The sequence below is a fragment of the Kribbella sp. NPDC051936 genome, from assembly GCF_040680955.1.
Lineage (GTDB): Bacteria > Actinomycetota > Actinomycetes > Propionibacteriales > Kribbellaceae > Kribbella.
Map to the genome: position 1 here is coordinate 692,127 of NZ_JBFAXS010000004.1, position 20,764 is coordinate 712,890.

Annotated in this window: 20 protein-coding genes and 7 tRNA genes; 13 read left to right on the forward strand and 14 right to left on the reverse strand. The window is 69.6% G+C overall.

Going from position 1 to position 20,764, the window contains the following annotated elements; translation table 11 throughout:
- Window positions 1-363: 363 nt before the first annotated feature.
- The 4 genes from AB0L64_RS17255 to AB0L64_RS17270 form a co-directional block, all read right to left on the reverse strand.
- Window positions 364-435 (reverse strand) — tRNA-Val (locus AB0L64_RS17255).
- Window positions 436-459: 24 nt separating this feature from the next.
- Window positions 460-530: transfer RNA gene (locus tag AB0L64_RS17260), tRNA-Cys, on the reverse strand.
- Between the two features lie 49 nt (window positions 531-579).
- Window positions 580-652: transfer RNA gene (locus AB0L64_RS17265), tRNA-Gly, on the reverse strand.
- A 158-nt stretch (window positions 653-810) separates the two neighbouring features.
- Entirely contained in the window at window positions 811-1,686 is an 876-nt protein-coding gene (locus AB0L64_RS17270) for a sigma-70 family RNA polymerase sigma factor (protein WP_363711077.1), read from the reverse strand.
- Between the two features lie 93 nt (window positions 1,687-1,779).
- Here AB0L64_RS17270 and AB0L64_RS17275 point away from each other — a divergent pair, with 93 nt between their 5' ends.
- Window positions 1,780-2,220 (forward strand): pyridoxamine 5'-phosphate oxidase family protein, encoded by a 441-nt coding sequence (locus tag AB0L64_RS17275; protein WP_363711078.1) that lies wholly within the window; start codon window positions 1,780-1,782, stop codon window positions 2,218-2,220.
- 93 nt (window positions 2,221-2,313) lie between these two features.
- Window positions 2,314-2,649, forward strand: coding sequence for a hypothetical protein (locus AB0L64_RS17280; RefSeq protein WP_363711079.1), 336 nt, complete (start codon window positions 2,314-2,316; stop codon window positions 2,647-2,649).
- 579 nt (window positions 2,650-3,228) lie between these two features.
- On the opposite strand, the gene AB0L64_RS17285 is transcribed toward AB0L64_RS17280, so the two are convergent.
- Window positions 3,229-3,300 (reverse strand) — tRNA-Val (locus tag AB0L64_RS17285).
- A 121-nt stretch (window positions 3,301-3,421) separates the two neighbouring features.
- Between AB0L64_RS17285 and AB0L64_RS17290 the strand changes: the two genes are divergently transcribed.
- Window positions 3,422-3,988 (forward strand): CGNR zinc finger domain-containing protein, encoded by a 567-nt coding sequence (locus AB0L64_RS17290; protein WP_359929130.1) that lies wholly within the window; start codon window positions 3,422-3,424, stop codon window positions 3,986-3,988.
- Window positions 3,989-4,062: 74 nt separating this feature from the next.
- Here the strand turns inward: AB0L64_RS17290 and AB0L64_RS17295 are convergent, their stop codons facing one another.
- Window positions 4,063-4,881, reverse strand: coding sequence for an aminotransferase class IV (locus AB0L64_RS17295; protein ID WP_363711080.1), 819 nt, complete (start codon window positions 4,879-4,881; stop codon window positions 4,063-4,065).
- Between the two features lie 174 nt (window positions 4,882-5,055).
- On the opposite strand from AB0L64_RS17295, the gene AB0L64_RS17300 reads away from it, so the two are divergent.
- The 3 genes from AB0L64_RS17300 to AB0L64_RS17310 all read left to right on the forward strand — a co-directional run bounded on the left by AB0L64_RS17300 (window position 5,056) and on the right by AB0L64_RS17310 (window position 5,330).
- A tRNA-Gly gene (locus AB0L64_RS17300) sits at window positions 5,056-5,128 on the forward strand.
- 32 nt (window positions 5,129-5,160) lie between these two features.
- Window positions 5,161-5,231 (forward strand) — tRNA-Cys (locus AB0L64_RS17305).
- 24 nt (window positions 5,232-5,255) lie between these two features.
- A tRNA-Val gene (locus tag AB0L64_RS17310) sits at window positions 5,256-5,330 on the forward strand.
- A gap of 174 nt (window positions 5,331-5,504) precedes the next feature.
- On the opposite strand, the gene AB0L64_RS17315 is transcribed toward AB0L64_RS17310, so the two are convergent.
- A complete protein-coding gene (locus AB0L64_RS17315; RefSeq protein ID WP_363711081.1) occupies window positions 5,505-6,101 on the reverse strand; it encodes a hypothetical protein in 597 nt (198 codons plus the stop codon).
- A 371-nt stretch (window positions 6,102-6,472) separates the two neighbouring features.
- Between AB0L64_RS17315 and AB0L64_RS17320 the strand changes: the two genes are divergently transcribed.
- Window positions 6,473-7,441, forward strand: a complete 969-nt coding sequence (locus AB0L64_RS17320; protein ID WP_363711082.1) for an NADPH:quinone oxidoreductase family protein — start codon at window positions 6,473-6,475, stop codon at window positions 7,439-7,441.
- Here AB0L64_RS17320 and AB0L64_RS17325 read toward each other — a convergent pair.
- Genes AB0L64_RS17325 through AB0L64_RS17340 form a run of 4 tightly spaced genes read right to left on the reverse strand, consistent with a single transcriptional unit; the run spans window position 7,438 to window position 10,256 of the window.
- A complete protein-coding gene (locus AB0L64_RS17325) occupies window positions 7,438-8,031 on the reverse strand; it encodes an SUMF1/EgtB/PvdO family nonheme iron enzyme (RefSeq protein ID WP_363711083.1) in 594 nt (197 codons plus the stop codon). The genes AB0L64_RS17320 and AB0L64_RS17325 overlap by 4 nt on opposite strands.
- An 18-nt stretch (window positions 8,032-8,049) precedes the next feature.
- Window positions 8,050-9,279, reverse strand: coding sequence for a glycosyltransferase family 39 protein (locus tag AB0L64_RS17330; RefSeq protein ID WP_363711084.1), 1,230 nt, complete (start codon window positions 9,277-9,279; stop codon window positions 8,050-8,052).
- Complete coding sequence (locus AB0L64_RS17335; protein ID WP_363711085.1) at window positions 9,264-9,512, reverse strand: hypothetical protein; 249 nt, start codon at window positions 9,510-9,512, stop codon at window positions 9,264-9,266. The genes AB0L64_RS17330 and AB0L64_RS17335 overlap by 16 nt, the downstream gene beginning before the upstream one ends.
- Before the next feature lie 36 nt (window positions 9,513-9,548).
- Entirely contained in the window at window positions 9,549-10,256 is a 708-nt protein-coding gene (locus tag AB0L64_RS17340) for an SDR family NAD(P)-dependent oxidoreductase (RefSeq protein ID WP_363711086.1), read from the reverse strand.
- 83 nt (window positions 10,257-10,339) lie between these two features.
- On the opposite strand from AB0L64_RS17340, the gene AB0L64_RS17345 reads away from it, so the two are divergent.
- From AB0L64_RS17345 to AB0L64_RS17360, 4 genes are all read left to right on the forward strand, one after another.
- A complete protein-coding gene (locus AB0L64_RS17345) occupies window positions 10,340-11,413 on the forward strand; it encodes a GntR family transcriptional regulator (protein ID WP_363711087.1) in 1,074 nt (357 codons plus the stop codon).
- Between the two features lie 47 nt (window positions 11,414-11,460).
- Complete coding sequence (locus AB0L64_RS17350; protein WP_363711088.1) at window positions 11,461-13,017, forward strand: histidine kinase; 1,557 nt, start codon at window positions 11,461-11,463, stop codon at window positions 13,015-13,017.
- Entirely contained in the window at window positions 13,014-13,679 is a 666-nt protein-coding gene (locus AB0L64_RS17355; protein WP_363711089.1) for a response regulator transcription factor, read from the forward strand. Before AB0L64_RS17350 ends, AB0L64_RS17355 begins: the two co-directional genes overlap by 4 nt.
- 171 nt (window positions 13,680-13,850) lie before the next feature.
- Entirely contained in the window at window positions 13,851-15,395 is a 1,545-nt protein-coding gene (locus AB0L64_RS17360) for an AAA family ATPase (RefSeq protein ID WP_363711090.1), read from the forward strand.
- A 6-nt stretch (window positions 15,396-15,401) separates the two neighbouring features.
- Here the strand turns inward: AB0L64_RS17360 and AB0L64_RS17365 are convergent, their stop codons facing one another.
- Together AB0L64_RS17365 and AB0L64_RS17370 are read right to left on the reverse strand one after the other, a co-directional pair.
- Window positions 15,402-16,340 (reverse strand): hypothetical protein, encoded by a 939-nt coding sequence (locus AB0L64_RS17365; protein ID WP_363711091.1) that lies wholly within the window; start codon window positions 16,338-16,340, stop codon window positions 15,402-15,404.
- 31 nt (window positions 16,341-16,371) lie between these two features.
- Entirely contained in the window at window positions 16,372-17,010 is a 639-nt protein-coding gene (locus AB0L64_RS17370; RefSeq protein ID WP_363711092.1) for a DedA family protein, read from the reverse strand.
- Window positions 17,011-17,143: 133 nt separating this feature from the next.
- On the opposite strand from AB0L64_RS17370, the gene thrS reads away from it, so the two are divergent.
- Window positions 17,144-19,165: a threonine--tRNA ligase gene (gene thrS, locus AB0L64_RS17375; protein WP_359929104.1), complete on the forward strand. Its 2,022-nt coding sequence runs from the start codon at window positions 17,144-17,146 to the stop codon at window positions 19,163-19,165.
- A gap of 10 nt (window positions 19,166-19,175) precedes the next feature.
- Window positions 19,176-19,745 carry an HIT domain-containing protein gene (locus tag AB0L64_RS17380; protein WP_359929102.1) on the forward strand — a complete coding sequence of 190 codons (570 nt, stop codon included), beginning with the start codon at window positions 19,176-19,178 and terminating at the stop codon, window positions 19,743-19,745.
- Window positions 19,746-19,799: 54 nt separating this feature from the next.
- Here the strand turns inward: AB0L64_RS17380 and AB0L64_RS17385 are convergent, their stop codons facing one another.
- A complete protein-coding gene (locus tag AB0L64_RS17385; protein ID WP_363711093.1) occupies window positions 19,800-20,750 on the reverse strand; it encodes a hypothetical protein in 951 nt (316 codons plus the stop codon).
- Between the last annotated feature and the right edge of the window lie 14 nt (window positions 20,751-20,764).

Sequence of the window (20,764 nt, forward strand, 5' to 3'; positions counted from 1 at the left end):
CTCAACCCAGTCCCGTCGCCGAACTCACCCCTCACGGGTGCGCCGACTGCCCAACGTGACCATCGCCGTCCGTACGAGCCAGCGAACCCAACCCACGCGGGTGAGCTGACCGCCCGACGTGACCATTGCCGCCGTACCGACCCCGCGCGGGTGCGTTGACCGCCGAACCCGGCCACCGCCGCCGTACCGAACCCCCGCGGGTGAGCTGGCCGCCGAACCCGGCCACCGCCGCCGAGCGAAGCGACGGCGCAGGGGGTGCGGGTGGCGGAGCCCCCGCCGGCGGCAAGCGAAGCGCAGCCGCACAACACGACGAAGGCGACCCGGTCCGCGCTCTCCGCGGACACGAGTCGCCTATCGACTTCGTGGACGATACTGGGATCGAACCAGTGACCTCTTCCGTGTCAGGGAAGCGCGCTACCGCTGCGCCAATCGTCCGTCTGGAACCCGATGAGGTTCTCGAGGTGGAGACGGGATTCGAACCCGTGTACACGGCTTTGCAGGCCGTTGCCTCGCCTCTCGGCCACTCCACCACTGAGGCCTTTTCCCTTGTGAGGACGGTGGCCTGCCGAACCCTCTCCGAGCGGACGACCGGGTTCGAACCGGCGACCTCAACCTTGGCAAGGTTGCGCTCTACCAACTGAGCTACGTCCGCGCTTCGCTCCGGGGCGTTTCCGCTCGGTGCGAGAGCAGAACAGTAGCGCACTTTCCGCCCGGACAAAAACCGGATTCCGCTGTGTCGCGACGAGCGCGAGGAGTGCCCCATCCGTCACACGAGTCCCATCCGTTCTGTCCACTCGCCACGCCGCCGGATCACCCCTTCAAGGTCACCAGATCGACGTTTTCCAGGTACTCCGTGTCGCCCCGGAGATCGATCGCCGCGACACGCCCGTCGGCCACGGTGAAAGAGAACACAATCAGCGGTTCGCCCCGTCGCATCCACACCAGCCCGGGCCAGCCGTCGACGAGCACCAGCTTCGCCGCCGCGGCCCGCCCGGAGAACTCGTGTGCGACGCGCTCCGCGCCGGCGAGCACCTCCGCCGCCGGCCCGCCGTACGCCGCGGCGCCCGCATCCGCGCGGACGACGACCTCGGGATCGAGCACCCGCAACAGTCCCGAGAAGTCGGCGCCCCGGGCCGCGGCGAGGAACGCGGTGACGACCTCCTTCTGCCGCTGTACGTCGACGTCGGCCGGCTCCGGCGTACCGCGGACGCGCCGTCGCGCCCGGCTGGCGATCTGCCGTGCGGCGGCCGGCGACTTCCCGATGATCGGCGCGATGTCCTCGAACGGCACCGCGAAAAGGTCGTGCAGCACGAACGCGAGCCGCTCGGCCGGCGACAGCGTCTCGAGCACGACGAGCAACGCCAGCCCGACCGAATCCGCCTGTACTGCTTCGAGTTCAGGATCCGGTACGACGTCGTCCGCGAGCCCCGGCGCGTGATCGCCGACCGGCAGCTCGGGTCGCCCGCGCCGCGCACGCAGCATGTCGAGACAGATCCGCCCGACCACGGTGGTCAGCCAGCCGCCCAGGTTGTCGATCGTCGCGCTGTCGCTGCGGCTGAGCCGGATCCAGGATTCCTGGACCGCGTCCTCGGCTTCCGGCTCGGACCCCAGGATCCGGTACGCGACGGCCCGCAGCCGGTCCCGGTTCTGCTCGAACCGCGTCGCCAACCACTCGTCCCCGCTCATCGCGACCACATCCTCCACCTGTCACACTGACCGGCCGAGCGCCGTCAGATGATTGACGGACCACGAGCACAACATGTGACAGAGGAGCGAGCGATGACGGCAGCACCCCGCCCGTTGGACGTGCGCAAGCAGGACACCTTGGCCCGTCTCGAGCAGGACGTCGACGCCTGGGTGTCCACCGCTTCGCCGGACGGTACGCCGTACCTGATGCCGCTCTCGTTCCTGTGGAGCGACGGGACGCTGCTGCTGTCGACCGCGCGGACCAACCCGACCGGGCGCAACCTGCTGGCGAACCCCCTCGTACAGCTGACGCTGGGGGAGGTGCGCGACGTGATCCATGTGACCGGCACCGTCGAGGTCGTCGAGCCGTCGGACGCCGAGGGCCAGGCGTTCGCCGAGAAGGCCGGCTTCGACCCGCGGCCGCTGGGCAACTACCCGTTCTTCCGTGTGACGCCGACGCGGATCCAGGCCTGGCGCGAGGTGAACGAGCTGAAGGAGCGCGTGCTGTTCGAAGACGGTCGCTGGCTGGACTGACGCTTGGCGGTGAAATTCGGCCACGGCACCGATGAACCCGGCGGTCGGTGAAACCTACGCTTCCGGCGACTTTCCCCTACGCAGAAGGCGAACATGCGCGTCATCGGCATGGCCGCGATCGCCGGGCCGGCCTTGGTGCTCGCCGGCGTCGTACCGGGCAATCCGGCCTACGCGGATCAGATTGCCTGGCACAGTTGCCGTACCGAACACGCCGACGAGACCGGTGCGGCGCTGGACGCGGCAGGCGCTCAGTGCGCCGAGCTCGAGGTCCCGTTGAACTACGCCGACCCGGACGACCGGTCCATCACGCTGGCGATCGCACGCCGCGCCGCGACGGACACCGCGCACAAGCTGGGGACCCTGGTGGTCAACGTCGGCGCCCCGGAGACGTCGCGGCAAGGGGCCCACCCGGGTGAGCTGACTGCTTAACCCCCTGCGGCGTGCGTGCTGGCGATCCCAACCCACGAAGGCGAGCTGACCGCCCAGCGCGACGAGCGCGGGGGAGCGGACTGCCCAACGTGACCACCACCGGTGAGCCCGACACGAGCGGGGTGAGGGCGGCATGTCCGGTGCGGTTGTGCGGTCCGGCGAACCCAACCCACGCAGGTGAGCTGACTGCCCAGCGCGGGTGAGCGTCCCGGCCAACCCAACCCAAGCGGGTGAGCGTCCGGCGGACCCGACCCCTGCGGGGTGCGGGGACCGCCCAGCGCGCGCCAGCGCGGGTGAGTGTCCGGCAACCCCAACCACCGCAGGTGAGCTGACCGCCCGGCCCAACCACTGCCGCCGAGCTGACCGCCCGGCCCAACCACTGCCGCCGAGCTGACCGCCCAGCCCAACCACCGCAGGTGAGCTGACCGCCCGGCCCAACCACTGCCGCCGAGCGAAGCGACGGCGCAGGGGGTGCGGGTGGCGGAGCCCCCGCCGGCGGCGAGCGAAGCGCAGCCGCACAAAACGACGAAGGCGACGCGGCTCGCGCATTCCGCGAGCACACGCCGCCTATCGACTTCGTGGGCGATACTGGGTTCGAACCAGTGACCTCTTCGGTGTGAACGAAGCGCGCTACCACTGCGCCAATCGCCCGGGGTGGTGCTGATGTTTCTTATGTGGTGTTGCGGGTGAAACCATAGCGCATGATGAAGCGACGATCTAATCGGGCCGGGCTACTCTTGCTGCAGGACGGAGATCCCGTCGCGTTGGAGACGTGATTGTGACTTTCTCGCACGACACCGAGCAGGCGCTCGGGACGCTGGTCCGGCTCGTCAACACCATGCCCGGACCGAACAGTCAGGTCGACTCGCTGGAGACCCTGGAGGATCTGGAGAAGTTCGTCCAGGAACGGGAGTTCAGCGCGGTCGACATGCTGACGGAGAAGGACCTGGCCGAGGTCCGGGACCTGCGCCCGCTGTTCGCGCCGGTGTTCACCACGGATTCCGACGCGTCCGCGGCGACGATGATCAACGCGATCATCGCGCGTGGGACGTCGACTCCGCGGCTGACCAACCACGACGGGCACCCGTGGCACATCCACTACTCCCGCGACGGCGCGTCGCTGGCCTGCCGGATCACCGTGGAGTGCGGGATCGCGCTCGCCCAGGTGATCTCCGCCGGTGAACGCGAACGCCTGCGCCGCTGCGAGGCGCCGGACTGCGACGACGCCCTGATCGACCTGTCGCGCAACCGTTCGAAGCGGTACTGCGACGCCAGGACGTGCGGCAACCGCTTGCACGTCGCGGCGTACCGCGAGCGCCGCAAGGCCTCCGGCGAATAACTCAGGAACGAACGCCGGCCTGGGGAGGATTGTCCGCCCGATCAGGGACGAATTCCTCCCCAGGCCGGCGTCTGTCAGGGGTTGGGGTTTTCCGCGGAGCGTTCCGCGAAGATCTTCGCGACCTGCGCGGTGATGGTGCCGGGCGCCGGCAGATCGCGGTCGTCGACACGCTGGATGCCCTGGACGTCACGAGTTGTCGATGTGAGGAAGATCTCCTCGGCCTCGAACAGCCGCTCCAGCGGCACGTCGCGCTCGACACCGCCGAACCACTCCAGGACGAGCGCGCGCGTCACGCCGGCCAGTGCGCCCGATTCGAGCGTCGGCGTGACCAGCTCACCGTCGTACACGCAGAAGATGTTCGAGCCGGTGCCCTCGCTGAGGTTGCCGATCGTGTTCGCGAAGATCGCCTCGCTGCCGCCGCGTTCCTTCGCGTAGGCGAGCGCGCGGACGTTCTCGGCGTACGACGTGGTCTTCAGGCCTGCCACCGCGCTGCGCTCGTTGCGTACCCACGGCACGGTCACGATCGCCGACACCGGCGACGGGCGCTTGATCTCCTGCGTCGCGACGAGCACGGTCGGCCCCGACGTGCCGCGGTCCGACGACAGCGGCGAGACCCCGCCGGTGTACGTGATCCGCAGCCGGCCGAACGGGATCCCCGGATCGGCCTCGACCACGGCGTCGATCCCCGCCTCGATCGCGGCGACGTCCGGCGCCGGGAGGCCGAGCCCGACCGCCGAACGGACCAGCCGGTCGAGATGCCGCCGGACCGCGAACGGGCGGCCGCTCTCGATCTTGATCGTCTCGAAGACGCCGTCGCCGGTGGTCAGCCCGTGGTCCAGCGGCGAGACCGTCGCCTCGTCGTCCAGCAAGCCGCCGTTGAGCCAGATACGCATGTGGTGCTCCTTCCGGGAATCACCTTAGTGCGCAGGTGATCCGGGGCCGCGAGGCAGTCCGGAGGTGAGCAGTTGATGACCGTACGTCGACCTGTGGGGGACCCCGGTTTTTGAACTGGGGCGGAGATGGGCTAATGTTCTTCTCGCGCCGGGGACATCGAAACCGGGCGCGATGCGGACGTAGCTCAGTTGGTAGAGCGCAACCTTGCCAAGGTTGAGGTCGCCGGTTCGAACCCGGTCGTCCGCTCGGAGAGGGTTCGGCAGGCCAGCTTTCTCAGTGGTGGAGTGGCCGAGAGGCGAGGCAACGGCCTGCAAAGCCGTGTACACGGGTTCGAATCCCGTCTCCACCTCGAGAACCTCATCGGGTTCCAGACGGACGATTGGCGCAGCGGTAGCGCGCTTCCCTGACACGGAAGAGGTCACTGGTTCGATCCCAGTATCGTCCACCAATTTCAAACGCAAGCGTTGAGGCCCCTCCCGGTGATCTGGGAGGGGCCTTTCGTTGCGTGGGCTTGGGCGTGTGTTCACTTCCGGTTGCCGACGTCCTCGGCGGTGAACGCGGCGACCTTGTGGCGCGCTCGTCCTCGCCGTGCCGCAAGGTCCGGTGCCGGCGTCCGCCCGGATCAAGTCGCCCAGATCGCCGAGTCGTGCTCGAAACCGGGCGTGAACTCGAAGACGATGTCCTTGGGATTCGAGACCCCGAAGGCGACCTTGTACCGCGCCTGCCGGCCGTCGAGGATCTTCGTGTCCGGCGAGCCGTTGATGCCGTGGGCCGAGTCGAAGATCTCGTCACCCTCTACGTCGCCACTCTGAACGGTGGCATTGGCCGTCGAAGGATCGAATGCCTTGCCGGACTTGTTCACGATCGTGAACTGAACAGCGTGCTTGAAGCTCTCGCCGCCGAATCCGGTATCTGACCGCCGGTATGCCTTCGGCGCGGACACAGTTGCGGAGACGCCGTTCTCCCATGTGAACGCCTTGCCGAACGCGACGGTGGCGTCAGAGGTGGACGGTTCGTCGGTCGGCGTCGGCGTCTCGCTGTCAGGTGCCGAGGTCGCTGTCGATTCAGGAGGTGCGCTGGTGCCCGTCGGTTGCGTACTAGCGGGATTGCCTGCCACCCCGCCACACGCCACCAGGCCAATGACAACCCCTCCGGCTGCCAGTGCTGTGAAGATGCTCCGCCTCACTTGATCGTTCCGGCGCGGATGCTGCTGAGGCATGCTCGTCCCCCTCACGTGGTGCGGTCGCCCCACCCTGGGCTGAACCGCGAGATCCGGGCTCCTCTCTTGGTGAGGGAACACGGAGTGTTACCTACTTCGTGTGTATGTGGGAGCCGAACGGCGACCAGGTCGACAGGACGTGTGTGGTCATTGCGCGGGGGTTGGGCGGTGGCTGAGCGTGGCGAGGAGACCTGGGCGGCGAGACGTCCTGTCGAGGTTGCTCGTGAGGGGCTGGACGTCGGACTCGATCGGCCAGTGGGCGGACTTCACGAACGGCAGGCTGGCGAAACCGGCCGGATGCCGAGATCTTGTTTGATGAGTAGCGAACAGATGTACGATCAGGACCAAACAGATAGAGGGATGGTGAGATCGTGCGGGCGTTGGAGCAGCCTTCGTTGGACGGGCCCGGGGCGATGCGGGTCGTGGACGTTCCGGTGCCGGTGGTGGGGCCGGATGAGGTGCTCGTGAAGGTTGGTGCCGCCGGCGTGAACTTTGCCGACGTGATGCAGACGCGCGGCACGTACGACGGCGGTCCCAAGCCGCCGTACGTTGCGGGCTTCGAGGCCGCAGGCACCGTCGTTGCCCTGGGCGAGGACGTGACGCGGGTGACTGTCGGAGATCACGTCATCGGGACGGGCGGCGGGGCGTTTGCGGAGTACATGGTGATGGCTGCGGACGGCGTCGTGCCTGTGCCGGCCGGGTGGAGTGATGAGGAGGCGCTCGGGCTTGTGCTCAACTGGGCCACGGCGCTTGTGTCGCTCCGCCTGGGGCAGCTCAGGGCGGGTGACTTCGTCCTGATCCATGCGGCGGCTGGTGGTGTCGGGCAGGCTGCGGTGCGGATCGCGAAGTACTACGGCGCGACCGTCATCGCGACCGCGTCCGCCGCGAAGCACGACGTCGTACGGCGGCTTGGCGCGGATCATCTCATCGACTACCGGAACGCGGATCTGGTCGCCGAGGTGCGGAGGCTGACGGACGGACGCGGGGCTGACATCGTGCTCGAATCCGTCGGGGGTGACACGTTCCGGCAGAGTGTCGAGGTCGCGCGCCGGGTGACGGGGAAGGTTGTCGTGATCGGGGCCGCGGCGGGCGAAGCCTCGATCAGCAACTGGGAGCTCAACTTCCGGCACCCGGTGCAGGTGATCGGCCAGCACCTGACCACCACGATCCGGCACGCGCCGGAGCTGTTCGCGAAGGTCCTCGCAGAGCTGGACGAGCTGATCGCGGCCGGCGTCTACCCACCCGGCCGCCCGACCGTCTACGATCTCGCCGACGGCCCGAAGGCGCTGAACGAACTCGAGGCCCGCGCCACCGTCGGCAAACTCGCGCTCAAGCCCTAGGCCACGGACTGCGCGACCCGGAAGCCTAGGTCCTCGATCGCGAATGTCGGGTGCGACCGGCGGCGGACAGTGGAGCCGATCGAGCGGTCGTCGTCGGCGAAGCCGCCGCCGCGGAAGATCCGGTACGAGCCGTAGGTGTCCGGGTCGTACAGGTCCCAGCACCACTCCCACACGTTGCCGAGCATGTCGTGGAACCCCCACTCGTTCGGCGCCCGCAGGCCGACCGGATGCGGGTGTCCGCCGGAGTTCGCGGCGTACCAGGCGATCTGGTCGAGCGGCCCGTAGCGATAGCCGGGCGTGCCGGCGGTGCACGCGTACTGCCATTCGGCCTCGGTGGGCAGGCGGTAGCCGGGCGAGGACCGATCCCACGCGACCTGCTCGCCGTCGATCGCATAGGCGAGCGGCAACCCGGCGTCCGACGACATCTGGTTGCACAAGGCAACGGCGTCGTACCAGCTCACGCCGGTGAGCGGCACGCCGTCCCGCGCGACCGGGTACGGGGCGAGCCGGAAGGCGGGTAGATCCACACGCCAGCGCCTGCGCACCCGGTCGTCGCGCAGGAACAGCAATCCAGCTGGTACGTCGAGCATCCCGCAACCGTAAGCGGATCAGTAGAACTGGCGGACCTTCGGCCACAACGTGGACCAGGCCTCGGCGGGCGCGGAGCACAGGACGAGCGCGGTCCCGTCCTCGTCGTTGGCCACGATGCTGTCGATCGTGCCGACCTGCTCGCAGCCGCGGAAGTACGACTCGAAGATCGGCGTCCGTTCGAGCTCGACGAGGAGGACCGGGCCGGTGTTGGTGTCCGGCGGTCGCGCCCAGTCCCAGAAGCTCATGTGCGCGGAGTAAGGCGACGGCAGCCCGTGCGGGGGCCCGTAGCGCACGAGTGCACCGGCCTCGCCGTAGTTTCCAGTGAACAGCGTCGCGGTCGATCGCTCACCAAGAGGGATCCGCTCCCAGGCATCGGCGACGGACGCGGCGAAGGCCGGCCAGCCGATCTGCTCGCCTTGCTCCTTGTTCACCGGGATGACGAAGTCCGCGGCCGACGCGGGCAGCACCGGCAGCGTGAACACGGCGGAGGTCAGCGCGGTCAGCGTCAGACCGACGACAGCGACAACGCGGTGCCGGCCGATCCAGCGAAGTGTCGGCTCACAGCCGGCCGCCACAAGCACCAGCAGCAGCGGCAGCGCGTAGTACGACTTGCCCCCGGCCGCGAGGACGATGACGCACAGCACCGGGTAGGCGAGGGCGACGGCCCGCGCCCACGGCAGCTCACGCCAGATGCGGCGGAACCCGGCGATCCAGACCGGGACCAGGAACGGTGACAGTTGCAGGATCTGGAGTGGGACGAACATGATCCGGTTCTCGGTGCCGTCGTCCTCGCTGATACCGCCGGCCACCTTGAGCTGCGGCCAGTCGTGCTGGAACTGCCACAGTATGTTGGGCAGGGCGATCAGCCCCGCGACGGCCACACCTGCGAGGAGCCACCAGGAACGCAGTACGCCGCGCGGACCGACGATCAGCAGCGATACGAACAGGGCGCCGATCGGCAGCACGACGAGGTACTTGTTCTCCACCGCGATCCCGGCCGTCACGCCGAGTGCGAGCCACCAGCGGCCGTCGCCTGTTCGCAGCAGCTTCACCGCGAACAGGCCGATCAGCATCCAGGCGAGCAGGTCGTACGTCGCGGTGGACACGAGATGCCCGACGCCGAGGACGAAGCCGGAGACGGCGGCGCAGATCGCCGCCAGGATCTGCCCGCGTCGCTCGCTGCCGAACTCGCGGGCGATCAGCGCGACGACCACGATCGTCGCGACGGTGCTCAGCGTCGACAGCACCCGCAGCCCATCACGGTGTCGCCGAAGACCGCGGTCGAGACGCGCGCGATGAACGGGGTCAGCGGCGGCTGGTCGACGTACCCCCAACTGAGGTGCCGGCCGGCGACCATGAAGTACAGCTCGTCGCGGTGGTAGCCGTAGCGCCCGGACAGCGTGGTCAGCACCGCACCGACGATGAGCGCAACGGTCGTCACGGGCCGGGCCGCGAATGCGGCCACCGGAGGGCGCGTCATGACGGAATCGTGCCAGCCGCGGGGTTTAGTCACCACCTAGTTCAACCACCGGGGCTCTGCCTCGCGTTCCAGCAGGACGACCCGGCCGGCGAGCGAGTCGTCCGCCACGAAATCGACCACCGCGTCGGTGACCGCCTCGAGTGGGACCGGCGCCTGGCCGCGCTCGGCCGGCGGGAGTGCCGCGCGCTCGCGGATCCCGCGTGGCGTCGCGACCCAGTCGGGGACCACGCAGTTCACCCGGACGCCGTCGAGGTCGGGCAACGTGGTCGTGAAGCGGATCAAGGCCGCCTTCGCCGCGCTGTACTCCGGGGACACGTGCGGTCCGAAGCCCACCCCAGCCGTGGAGCCGACATTCACCACGGCGCCGCCGCCCGCCGCCCGCATCCCCGGGATCGCCAGCTGGGTGGTCAGCATCGGAGCGCGGAGATTCACGTCCAGCGCCGCGGTCCAGCGCTCGACCGAGGCCTCCGGGAAGCACGGCCGTAGCACCGCGCCGCCGCCGGCGTTGTTGACCAGGATCTGCGGCCGGCACGCCATCAGCTCGCGCACGGCGTCGTCGTCGCGCATGTCGACCTGGACGAACCGCGCGGTCGGCCCGATCAGCGCGCGGGTCTCCTCGCCGCCCGCCGCGTCGAGGTCGGCGACCACCACCGACGCGCCCGCGGCGCCCAGCCGGGCGGCGATCGCCCGGCCGATCCCGACGGCCGCTCCGGTGACCACTGCAGTCTTGCCTGCGATGTCCATGGTCAGCACGGTGCCACCGCCCACCGACAGTTCCCGTGGATGATTGGATATGTCAACCGGACAAGTCATGAGGGGTAGGCGCTGTGGCACTGCTGTACGAGCGGATCTGTGCTCACGTGCTGGAGCAGCTCCGCCGCGGCACGTTGCGGCCGGGCGACCGGGTGCCGTCGGAGATGGAGCTCGCCGCGCAGTTCGCGGTCAGCCGGATCACCTCCAAGCGGGCCCTGGAGGTGCTGCGGGAAGCCGGCCTGGTCGAGCGTGTTCGCGGCAAGGGGACGTTCGTCGTACCCCGGCTGCCCGACCTCACCGAGCTGACCGTCCCGCTCCGGTCGAACCCGCGGCGCGAGGCGCTGTCGATCGCCTACATCGTGCCGTCGATGTCGGAGGCGTTCGGCCTCGATCTCCTCAACACCATCGAGGAGCGCTGCGCCGAGCACGGCGCACATCTGCTGGTGCGCCGGACCCACGGTCGTCAGACCGATGAGGAGAAGGCCGTCGACTCGCTGGTGGCCACGGTGGACGGTCTGATCGTGTTCCCGGTGTACGGCGACTTCTACAACGCCAGCCTGCTGCGGCAGGTGCTGGACGGCTTCCCGGTCGTGCTGGTCGACCGCCAGCTGTCGGGTATCCCGGTGTCCGCCGTACTGACGGACAACGTCGCCGCCGCTCGGGCGCTGACGCAGCGACTGCTGACCCAGGGACATGAACACATCGCGTTCGTCTCGCCGCCACCGGTGAACACGTCCTCGATCGAGGAGCGGCTGGAGGGCTTCCGCTCCGCCTTCGGCGACCGTGGCCGTCCGTATGAGCTGACCGACCTGCGCAGCACGCTGCCCGGTTCGACGACCACCGAGAGCGTCCGGACGGACATGGACGCCATCCGGGCCTTTCGCGAGCAGCGGCCCGAGGTGACGGCGTATTTCGCCTGTGAGTACAACCTGGCCCGCATGGTCGACAGGGCACTGGGCGGCGATCGGGTGGTCGCGTGTTTCGACTCGCCGGGCGACTCCATCGGCGGACCGCCGTACCTGCACGTGCGCCAGAATCAGACGGAGATGGGCCGGCTCGCCGTGGACCTCCTCCTGGCCCAGTTGCGCGGCGAACCGGTACCGACGCTGTCTTACGTACCGTTCGAGCTGATCGACGCTGAGACCTGACTTTCGGCAGTACGGCGGGCGTGCTGCGACTGTGTAGCGTCTACGCCATGAAGTGGCGGCGCCTGGGCGACGCGGGTCTGTGGGCCGCGCTGAGCCTTCTCGTGCTCGCCGAGAGCGGCGCGCGCCAGGATCCGTACTGGTTTCGTGCCGCCTGCCTCGCCGTCCTGACCTTCGCTGTCTTCGGCCGGCGGAAGTGGCCGCTGGTCGCTCTGTGTGTCGTGGCGTGGACAGAGATCGTCGTGCTCGCCTTCGCGCTCGGTACGACGAACGGCGTGCAGATCGCGCTCGTGCCAGCGATCAGCCTCCTGAGCTATCTGGCCGGGCGCAGGGAGACACAGCTCAAGCACTTCGTCCTGCTCTGCAGTTGGTCGTTGCTCGGGATGCTGGTACTTGCACTGACGATGCGTAGGGGAGCGCAGGCAACAGAGGCGATCCTGACCTGGCTGATGCTGCTTCTGCTCGCACTGCTCCTGGTTGTGCTGCCTTGGTTGATGGGCCGGTACCGGGCGCAGCAGGCCTTGCTGGCGTCGGCCGGCTGGGAGCGGGCCGAGCGGATCGAGCGCGAACAGCAGATGGAGATCGACCAGGAGCGGCTGCGCGAGCGGTCCCGGATCGCCGAGGACATGCACGACTCGGTCGGTCACGAGCTCAGCCTGATCGCGCTGCGCGCGGCCGCCCTCGAGCTCGACCCGTCGCTCCCGGAGGAACACCGGCGGGCCGCGGGTGAGCTCCGTGAGTCGGCGGCGACCGCCACGGAGCGACTGGGCGAGATCGTCGGCGTACTGCGTGACCAGGAGGCACCGACCGTGCCGCACGACGAGACGGTGCGTGCGTTGGTGGCCAGGGCGGCAGCGTCCGGTCTGGCGGTGCGGCTGACGGAGGAGATCGACGGCGTACTGGCACCGATGGTCGATCGCGCCGTACACCGGGTGGTCCAGGAGTCGCTGACGAACGCGAGCAAACACGCACCTGGTGCGACCGTGACCGTCAGCGTGACGACGCACCAGGACGACGTACGGGTGGCGGTGGTGGACACCGGTGCGACCCAGGCAGTGGCCGCGCCGTCAGGTGGGCGTGGGCTCGACGGGTTGCGTGAGCGGGTCCGGCTGGCCGGCGGTTCGCTCACTGCGGGACCGTGTCCGGGTGGTGGGTTCGAGGTTAGTGCCACGATGCCCCGCGCCGGCGGCCGACCGGAGCCACCCACTGCGGCGGTGGAGCGTGCCACGGTACGGCGTAGCGCACAGCGTGGCCTCATCACCGCGATTGCCGCGCCCGTACTGCTGGGCGCCGTCGTCGGTGCGGTTGCCCTTGGCTACTACCTCGTCGCCGGCTACAGCGCGATCCTGCGTCCGGCGCAGTACGACGCACTCACCGTCGGCCAGTCCGAGGCGGACGTCGCGGAGCTGCTGCCGCGGATGCAGATGATCGACCCGCCGGGGGAGGGCTATCAGGCTCCGGCCGGATGGAACTGCCGGTACTACCGCCCGGCGGCCCCGTTCTCCGCCAATTACGTCTACCGCTTGTGTTTCGCCGACGGCGCATTGGTCGCCAAAGCCGTTGTACAGAGCGGATCTGTTCCACCGACACCGGAAGGCAATCGATGATCAGGGTGATGCTCGCCGACGACGAGGCGATGGTGCGGGCCGGGGTCCGCGCGATCCTCGGCACCGACGAGGAGATCGAGGTCGTCGCCGAGGCGGCCGACGGCGTCGAGGCCGTCGACGCGGTACGGCGGCACCGGCCGGACGTCGCCGTACTCGACATCCGGATGCCGCGGATGGACGGACTCGCCGCCGGCGCGGAGATCCGGCGGACCCTACCGGAGACGGCGGTCGTCGTCCTTACGACGTTCTCGGAGGACGCCTACATCGCCCGCGCGCTCGGCGACGGCGCGAGCGGCTTCCTGCTCAAGTCGGGCGATCCGCGCGAACTCATCGCCGGGCTCAAGGCGGTCGCCGACGGCGCCGCGTACCTGTCTCCCAAGGTCGCGCAGCGGGTGATCGCCGAGTTGAGCGCCGGCGCGGGCGGCGGCGCGATGGCGCGGGCGGCGGCCGCCAAGGAGCAGGTCAGTACCTTGACTCCGCGTGAGCTCGAGGTGCTCGGACTGCTCGGTGCCGGAATGTCGAACGCCGAGATCGCCGCCCGGCTGTTCCTGGTCGAGGGGACCGTGAAGGCGTACGTCAGCGCGATCCTGTTGCGGCTGCGGGTGAAGAACCGGGTGCAGGCCGCGATCGTCGCCTATGAAGCCGGGCTGGTCACGGGCTGACGCACAGTGGGGTACTGGTGCGGAACCGTCACCGGACGCTCCGGGTCGTGACGTTGTGAGGACACCCGGTCATGGGATAGTGGACCCTCCCGGGGGCCCTCACATCCTCCGGACCACCCAGCAAGCCTCAGGGGCCACCCGCCCCCTCTCACAGAATCGGGGATCCAGGTCGTGACCGACTCGCACACCTCCGGACAGCACAAGGACCGGGAAGCGGCGGCGGCCGAGGTCCGGAGAATGTGGCAGCCGACCCCCTCCTGGACCCAGCCGGACCCGAACCAGTCGCCCGACGCCGACCAGGTCGAGGAGACCGACGAGCAGGAGGACGCGCTCTCGCGGACCGACTTGTGGGGAGTGGCTCCGAAGCCCGTGGACCAGCCGGCGCCGTGGACGCAGCCGCAGAGCCAGCCCGCGCCGTCCTGGACCCAGCCGGCCGCCGAGTCCGGTGCGGCGTCGTGGAGCCAGCCCGAGGAGCAGGACGACGAGTTGGCTGTTGACGGCGAGGCGGCGTCGGCCGGGGCAGCCGACAGCGCTGCTCCGGAGGCCGGCCAGAGCACCCCGGTGTTCGGGGGTTCCTCGTTCCACGGCTCCGGGCACGACCAGCAAGGTCAGCCGCAGGGTGGCCAGGTCCCGCAGGGGCCCGCGCAGCACGCCGCTGGTCCGGCCGGTCAGCCAGGTCAGCCTGGTCAGCCTGTCCAGCCCGGTCAACCGCTGTCGCAGGCCGCTCAGCAGTTCTTCCCGCAGGGCGTCCCCGGTCAGCAAGCGCAGCAGCCGCCGCAGAACCTGTCGTACCGTGCCGACGAGCTGATCCAGGCGCTGCCGTTGCCGCGGGAGGCTCCGGCCGAGCGCGGTGTGCGCAGCGTGCTGAAGCTGCGGCCCGGTAGCTCGGAGCGTTCCGAGCGGATCGCGCGGGCGACCGCCGCGACGGCCTTCCGGCGTCCGGTGACGATCGTCGTCGCGAACCCCAAGGGCGGCTCGGGCAAGACGCCGACCACGCTGCTGCTGTCCGGTGCGCTCGGGCAGGCGCGCGGCGGCGGGGTCGTGGCCTGGGACAACAACGAGCTGCGCGGCAACATGCACCTGCGCACCCACGACACGAACTCGCGGTCCACCGTCACGGACATGCTGCAGGCGATGCCGATGCTGACCCAGCCGGACGCGCGGCTCGGGGACGTCGCGGCGTACCTGCGGCATCAGGTCGCCGGTCAGTACGACGTGCTGACGTCCGCGACCACGACGTACGCGCAGATCGAGGCCAAGGACTTCGACCAGATCCACCGCCTGCTGAGCCGGTTCTACAAGGTGCTGGTGATCGACACCGGCAACAACGAGGGCTCCAGCAACTGGCGCGAGGCGATGAAGGCGGCCGACGCCCTCGTCATCCCGATCAAGTGGAAGAGCCTGTCCTGCGCGGCCGCCGTACAGATGCTGGAGGAGCTCGACAACCAGGGCCCGGAGGCGCAGCGGCTGATCCGCCGCGCGATCATCGCGGTCTCGAACGGTCCCGGCGACGTGAACAAGGAGGTCGAGAAGCAGCTCCGGCCGTACTTCGAGTCCCGCGCCGCCGCCGTCGTCGACATCCCGACCGACATGCACATCGCCGCCGAGGGACCGCTCGACCACTCCGCGCTGCAGCCAGGCACCCGCCGCGCGGCGCTCGAGCTGGCCGCCAGGGTGTCCGAGCAGATCACGATCGCGCTGAACACCCCGCGCTGAGCGGGGTCAGCACTCCCCGGAGGTGGTTCCGGCCGGTACGAGGGCGCTGATGCCGAAGACAGTGCTGCTCCTGCTGTGCTTGGCCTGGCAGAGCTGGAGTCCGCCGACGTAGGCGCGTGCTCCGGCTGCCTCGCCGGCCGCGAACCACTGCGTCGCCAGCGGCCTCCGGTCGCCGGCCGGCCCGGCGTTGCCGGTGAGTGCCGCGAAGATGTGCTCCTGGAGGGTGCGAGCCGCCGCCCAGGAGCCGGCCCGGATCCCGATCACGTGGATGCCGTCGACGCTGCTGATCGCGGTCACCAGGTCCGTGCCCCGGATGCAGTTCTGGACGCTTCCGCTGTTGGAACTGGTGCAGGTGAACCCGTCGGCGGTGGCGGCGCCGGCCACCTGCTCGGCGGTCCCGGCGAACGCATGATCGGGGAGCGTCGGCCACTTCCAGCCCTTCCGCTCCAGATCCATTCCGCCGAAGCCCTCGAGCCCGGCGCTCAGCACGGTGGCCGACCCCCAAGCGGTCCGGTGCTCGCCACTCTTGGCGAGCAGGCTGGTCAGCTCGCCGGCGCCACTGGCTGCGGCGAAGTCCCCGACGACGGCCTCGAGGTCCGGCTTGGCCTGCGACGCGTCGGCCGGATCGGTGTACGCGATGTCGAACGACGCCGAGACCAGCTGACCGTCCGGCGTCGCGGTGAAGTCCGCCTTGATGTCGTGGGTGGCGTCCTTGCGGTAGCAGCCCCGGACGACCAGCGGCTTGTTGTCCGGGTACAGGTCGGAGCACACCAGCCCGCGCTTGCGCAGCGCCTCGGTGAGAACCTGCGCCTGGCCTGTCGCCTGCCCGGCGGTGTCCGGTACGACGTACTGCGCGTCCGGCTCGCCCTGGTCCGAGCTGCAAGCGACAAGGAGCAGCGCCACAGCGGCGACGAGGATCTTGGGACTACGGAGGATTCCGGGCACGACCACACAGTGTGACAGCCCGCGGGGTCGGTCAGCGGTCGATCAGTTCGGGCTCACGTTCGACCTGAGGTTGAGCTTTGCGGAGGCGGTGGCGGACCAGCTCGACGACGAGCGTGACCGCCAGCGCGAGGCCGATCCCGAGGGCGACGCCCTTCAGCGGGTTGTCCTCGAAGGCCTTGCCGCCGATGTAACCGACGAGGGTGCAGTAGACGCCCCAACTGATGGCGGCCACGGCCGCGAAGGAAGTGAAGCTCCGCAGCGGGTAGCGCACTGATCCCATGGTCAGCGTGACCGCTGTCCGGCCGCCGGGCACGTAGCGGGCGACCACGAGGACCAGACCGCCACGCTCGGCCAGCGCGCGGCGGGCCCACAGGACGGCCGCGTGCCGTTTGGTGCCTGGCTTCATCCGGTCGAGCAGCCGCCCGCCGGCGCCGCGGCCGAGCGCGTACGACACGTGGTCGCCGACGAACGCGCCGATCGCGGAGACCACGATCACGGCGTACAGGTTCGGCTCGCCGGTGGCTGCGGCGAACACGCCGGCGGTGACGACCAGGGTCTCGCTGGGGATCGCCGGGAAGAACCCGTCCAGCGTGGCGAACCCCCACAACGCGAGATAGATCCACCACGAGGACATCAACTCTTCGGCGAAGTGCAGGATCGCGTCACTCATACCGAAGAACCTAGAAATCAGGCCTACCGCGGCACATCGGACGAGCGGCTGGTCCCGACCCCTACTTTCGTCAGGTGAGTCGATACCATTCGTGTGATCGGCGATCGGGCCGGTCGGGAACCGAGGAGTGAACGTGTCGGAAGTCAAGGTCCATCTGATCGGCGTCGAGGGCGAGGCTGAGCGGAGTGTGACCGAGACGACGACGATCGGGGAGCTGTTCGCCGGGATCTTCGGCCAGGACCGCTCCGCCATCGCCGCCCGGGTCAACGGTGAGCTGCGGGACCTGTCCCGGGTGGTCGCCGACGGCGACGAGATCGAGCCGGTCAAGGCGTCGTCGGAGGACGGCCGGGCGATCATCCGGCACTCGACCGCGCACGTCCTCGCCCAGGCGGTGCAGGACCTGTTCCCGGAGGCCAAGCTCGGCATCGGCCCGCCGGTGGAGAACGGGTTCTACTACGACTTCGACGTGCCGACGCCGTTCACGCCGGAGGACCTGACCAAGCTCGAGAAGAAGATGCAGCAGATCATCAAGGAGCGGCAGCGGTTCAGCCGCCGGGTGGTCTCCGACGACGACGCACGCACCGAGCTGGCGAGCGAGCCCTACAAGCTCGAGCTGATCGGCATCAAGGGCTCCGCGGCGGACGCGGCCGAGGGCGCGAGCGTCGAGGTCGGCGGCGGCGAGCTGACGATCTACGACAACATCCGGCGCGACGACAGCGTCGCCTGGAAGGACCTGTGTCGCGGGCCGCACGTCCCCGCCACGGGGTATCTCGGCAACTTCAAGCTCATGCGCACCGCCGCGGCGTACTGGCGGGGGAGCGAGAAGAACCCGCAGCTGCAGCGGATCTACGGCACCGCGTGGGAATCGCGCGACGAGCTGAAGGCCCACCTGACCCGGCTCGAGGAGGCCGCCAAGCGCGACCACCGCAAGCTGGGTACCGAGCTCGACCTGTTCAGCTTCCCGGACGAGATCGGTTCCGGCCTGGCCGTCTTCCACCCGAAGGGCGGTGTGCTGCGCAAGGTGATGGAGGACTACTCCCGCCAGCGGCACGTCGAGGACGACTACGAGTTCGTCTACTCGCCGCACATCACCAAGGGCCAGCTGTTCGAGACCTCCGGGCACCTCGACTGGTACGCCGACGGCATGTACCCGCCCATGCACCTGGACGAGGAGCGCGGCGCGGACGGGCAGATCCGCAAGCAGGGCCAGGACTACTACCTGAAGCCGATGAACTGCCCGATGCACAACCTGATCTTCGCCGCCCGCGGCCGGTCGTACCGGGAGCTGCCGCTGCGGCTGTTCGAGTTCGGCACGGTGTACCGGCTGGAGAAGTCCGGCGTCGTGCACGGCATGACCCGGGCCCGCGGCTTCACCCAGGACGACGCGCACATCTACTGCACCCGGGAGCAGATGCGCGACGAGCTGCGCAACCTGCTCACCTTCGTGCTCGGCCTGCTCGCCGACTACGGGCTGGACGACTTCTACCTGGAGCTGTCCACCAAGAACCCGGACAAGTTCGTCGGCTCCGACGAGGTCTGGGAGGAGGCCACCGCGACGCTGCGCGAGGTCGCCGAGGGCTCCGGTCTGGAGCTGGTCCCGGACCCGGGCGGCGCCGCGTTCTACGGCCCGAAGATCTCCGTCCAGGCCAAGGACGCGATCGGCCGGACCTGGCAGATGTCGACGATCCAGCTGGACTTCAACCTGCCCGAGCGGTTCGAGCTCGAGTACACCGCGCCGGACGGCTCCCGGCAGCGGCCGGTGATGATCCACCGCGCGCTGTTCGGCTCGATCGAGCGGTTCGTCGCCGTGCTCACCGAGCACTACGCCGGCGCCTTCCCGCCCTGGCTGGCCCCGATCCAGGTGGTCGGCATCCCGGTGACGGACGGGCACGTGGACTACCTGTTCGACGTCGCGAAGCAGCTGAAGGCTGAGGGCATCCGGGTCGAGGTCGACGCCTCCGACGACCGGATGCAGAAGAAGATCCGGAACGCCCAGAAGGCGAAGACGCCGTACATGCTGATCGCCGGCGACGAGGACATGGCCGCCGGGTCCGTCTCGTTCCGGTACCGCGACGGCACGCAGAAGAACGGCGTACCGATCGCGGACGCGGTCGCGGAGATCGTCGAGTCCGTGAAGAAGCGCGTCCAGGTATGACGGAGCGGGTATGAGCGAGCACCCCGGATCGCCGTACGAGCCCGAGGAGCTGGTGCGGCAGGACGGCGTCGGGGTGCCGGACCCGTTCATGCGGTTGTGGACGCCGCACCGGATGGCCTACATCGAGGGCGAGAACAAGCCGACCAGCTCCGAGGCCGGAGCGGGGTGCCCGTTCTGCCGGCTCCCGGGGCTGCCGGACGTGGACGCGCTGATCGTGCACCGCGGCGAGGCGGCGTACGCCGTGCTCAACCTGTATCCGTACAACCCGGGGCACCTGATGGTCGTGCCCTACCGGCACGTCGCCGACTACACCGAGCTGACCGACGCCGAGGTCGCGGACGTCTCGACGCTGACCCGCGAGGCGATGCAGGCGGTCCGCACGGTGTCGGCGGCGCAGGGCTTCAACATCGGCATGAACCAGGGCGAGATCGCCGGAGCCGGCATCGCCGGTCACCTGCACCAGCACGTCGTACCGCGGTGGTCGGGGGACACCAACTTCATGCCTGCGATCGCGCACACGAAGGTCCTCCCGCAACTCCTCGCCGACACCCGGGCGCTGCTCGCGAAGTCCTGGCCGTGAACGGCAGATCGCCCACGCGGGATCACTCGCCGGCGAGGGCCTGACCGGTGAAGTTCAGCGCAGGAAGAGGGGCAGCATCGGGTCGACGAGGGTGGTCAGGGTGTCGAGGGTGACCTCGCGTGGCGGGTTGGTCAGGGCCGTGACGCGGACGACGCGGCGGCCCTGGCGGAAGACGAGTTCGCCGGCCTCGGGGAGGTAATAGCCGGGCTGGCCGATCGGCGCGAAACGGGGCGGCGGCACCTGCTGCGCTTCCGGGATCGTCGCCTGGTCGAACGCCTCCACGATCGACACGGTCGCGTCGTACGTTCCCCAGACGCACGTCAGCGCGCCCTTCACCCGGTAGTCCCGCCGCAGCTGCACCCGCAGCTGGATGAACCGCTCGGCGGCCGAGGTCGCCAGCTGGCAGGTCTCGTCCGCCTGCCGGGCCGGCCGCAGGGTGCGCGGTACGGCGTCCCGCGCGGCGAGCGCGATCGTGACCGCGCGTGCCTTCTCGATCCCGTCGGCGGGATCGCGGTCGATGCCGCCGGCCGGCGTGATGCGCACGGCGCGGTCGCCGACCCGGAACACGATCCGCGACTCGCTGATGGTTGCTTCCGGCCCGAGCTCCGGGAGCTCGGCGACCGACCCGGGGTTCTCCACGAGCCGGCTGAGCGTGTCCGGCTGGATCGGCAGCGCGCTCACGCCGATCGTGACCGGCAGGTCCCCGAGCAGCAGCGTGCAGAGGTCCATCGCGGGGAGTCCGCCGTCGTTCCAGGCGTTCGGCTTCGCCGTGACCGGGCCGCGGAACTTGGCGGTCAGGGTGCGCGTGATCGCCGTACACACCTGCGGCCCGGGCGCTCCCGACGTACCGTCCAGGCCCTCGGCCTGCGGGGGAGCGATCACGGTCGGAACGATCACCCTGGGTGGCACCGGGGCCGGAGCGGTCCCGTTGGCGCGCTGGGCGACCGAGCAGCCGCTGGCGGCAAGCAGGAGGACAAGCGCGCCCGCGAGCTGCCGACGAGCCATGGCGGCCACCTCCT

Coding starts and splice junctions, on each gene's coding strand:
- AB0L64_RS17385 (WP_363711093.1), bottom strand. CDS start 20,750: ATGGCTCGTCGGCAGCTCGCGGGCGCGCTTGTCCTCCTGCTTGCCGCC.
- AB0L64_RS17270 (WP_363711077.1), bottom strand. CDS start 1,686: ATGAGCGGGGACGAGTGGTTGGCGACGCGGTTCGAGCAGAACCGGGAC.
- AB0L64_RS17295 (WP_363711080.1), bottom strand. CDS start 4,881: ATGCGTATCTGGCTCAACGGCGGCTTGCTGGACGACGAGGCGACGGTC.
- AB0L64_RS17275 (WP_363711078.1), top strand. CDS start 1,780: ATGACGGCAGCACCCCGCCCGTTGGACGTGCGCAAGCAGGACACCTTG.
- AB0L64_RS17325 (WP_363711083.1), bottom strand. CDS start 8,031: ATGCTCGACGTACCAGCTGGATTGCTGTTCCTGCGCGACGACCGGGTG.
- AB0L64_RS17335 (WP_363711085.1), bottom strand. CDS start 9,512: ATGACGCGCCCTCCGGTGGCCGCATTCGCGGCCCGGCCCGTGACGACC.
- AB0L64_RS17340 (WP_363711086.1), bottom strand. CDS start 10,256: ATGGACATCGCAGGCAAGACTGCAGTGGTCACCGGAGCGGCCGTCGGG.
- AB0L64_RS17370 (WP_363711092.1), bottom strand. CDS start 17,010: ATGAGTGACGCGATCCTGCACTTCGCCGAAGAGTTGATGTCCTCGTGG.
- AB0L64_RS17315 (WP_363711081.1), bottom strand. CDS start 6,101: ATGCCTCAGCAGCATCCGCGCCGGAACGATCAAGTGAGGCGGAGCATC.
- AB0L64_RS17355 (WP_363711089.1), top strand. CDS start 13,014: ATGATCAGGGTGATGCTCGCCGACGACGAGGCGATGGTGCGGGCCGGG.
- AB0L64_RS17280 (WP_363711079.1), top strand. CDS start 2,314: ATGCGCGTCATCGGCATGGCCGCGATCGCCGGGCCGGCCTTGGTGCTC.
- AB0L64_RS17350 (WP_363711088.1), top strand. CDS start 11,461: ATGAAGTGGCGGCGCCTGGGCGACGCGGGTCTGTGGGCCGCGCTGAGC.
- AB0L64_RS17380 (WP_359929102.1), top strand. CDS start 19,176: ATGAGCGAGCACCCCGGATCGCCGTACGAGCCCGAGGAGCTGGTGCGG.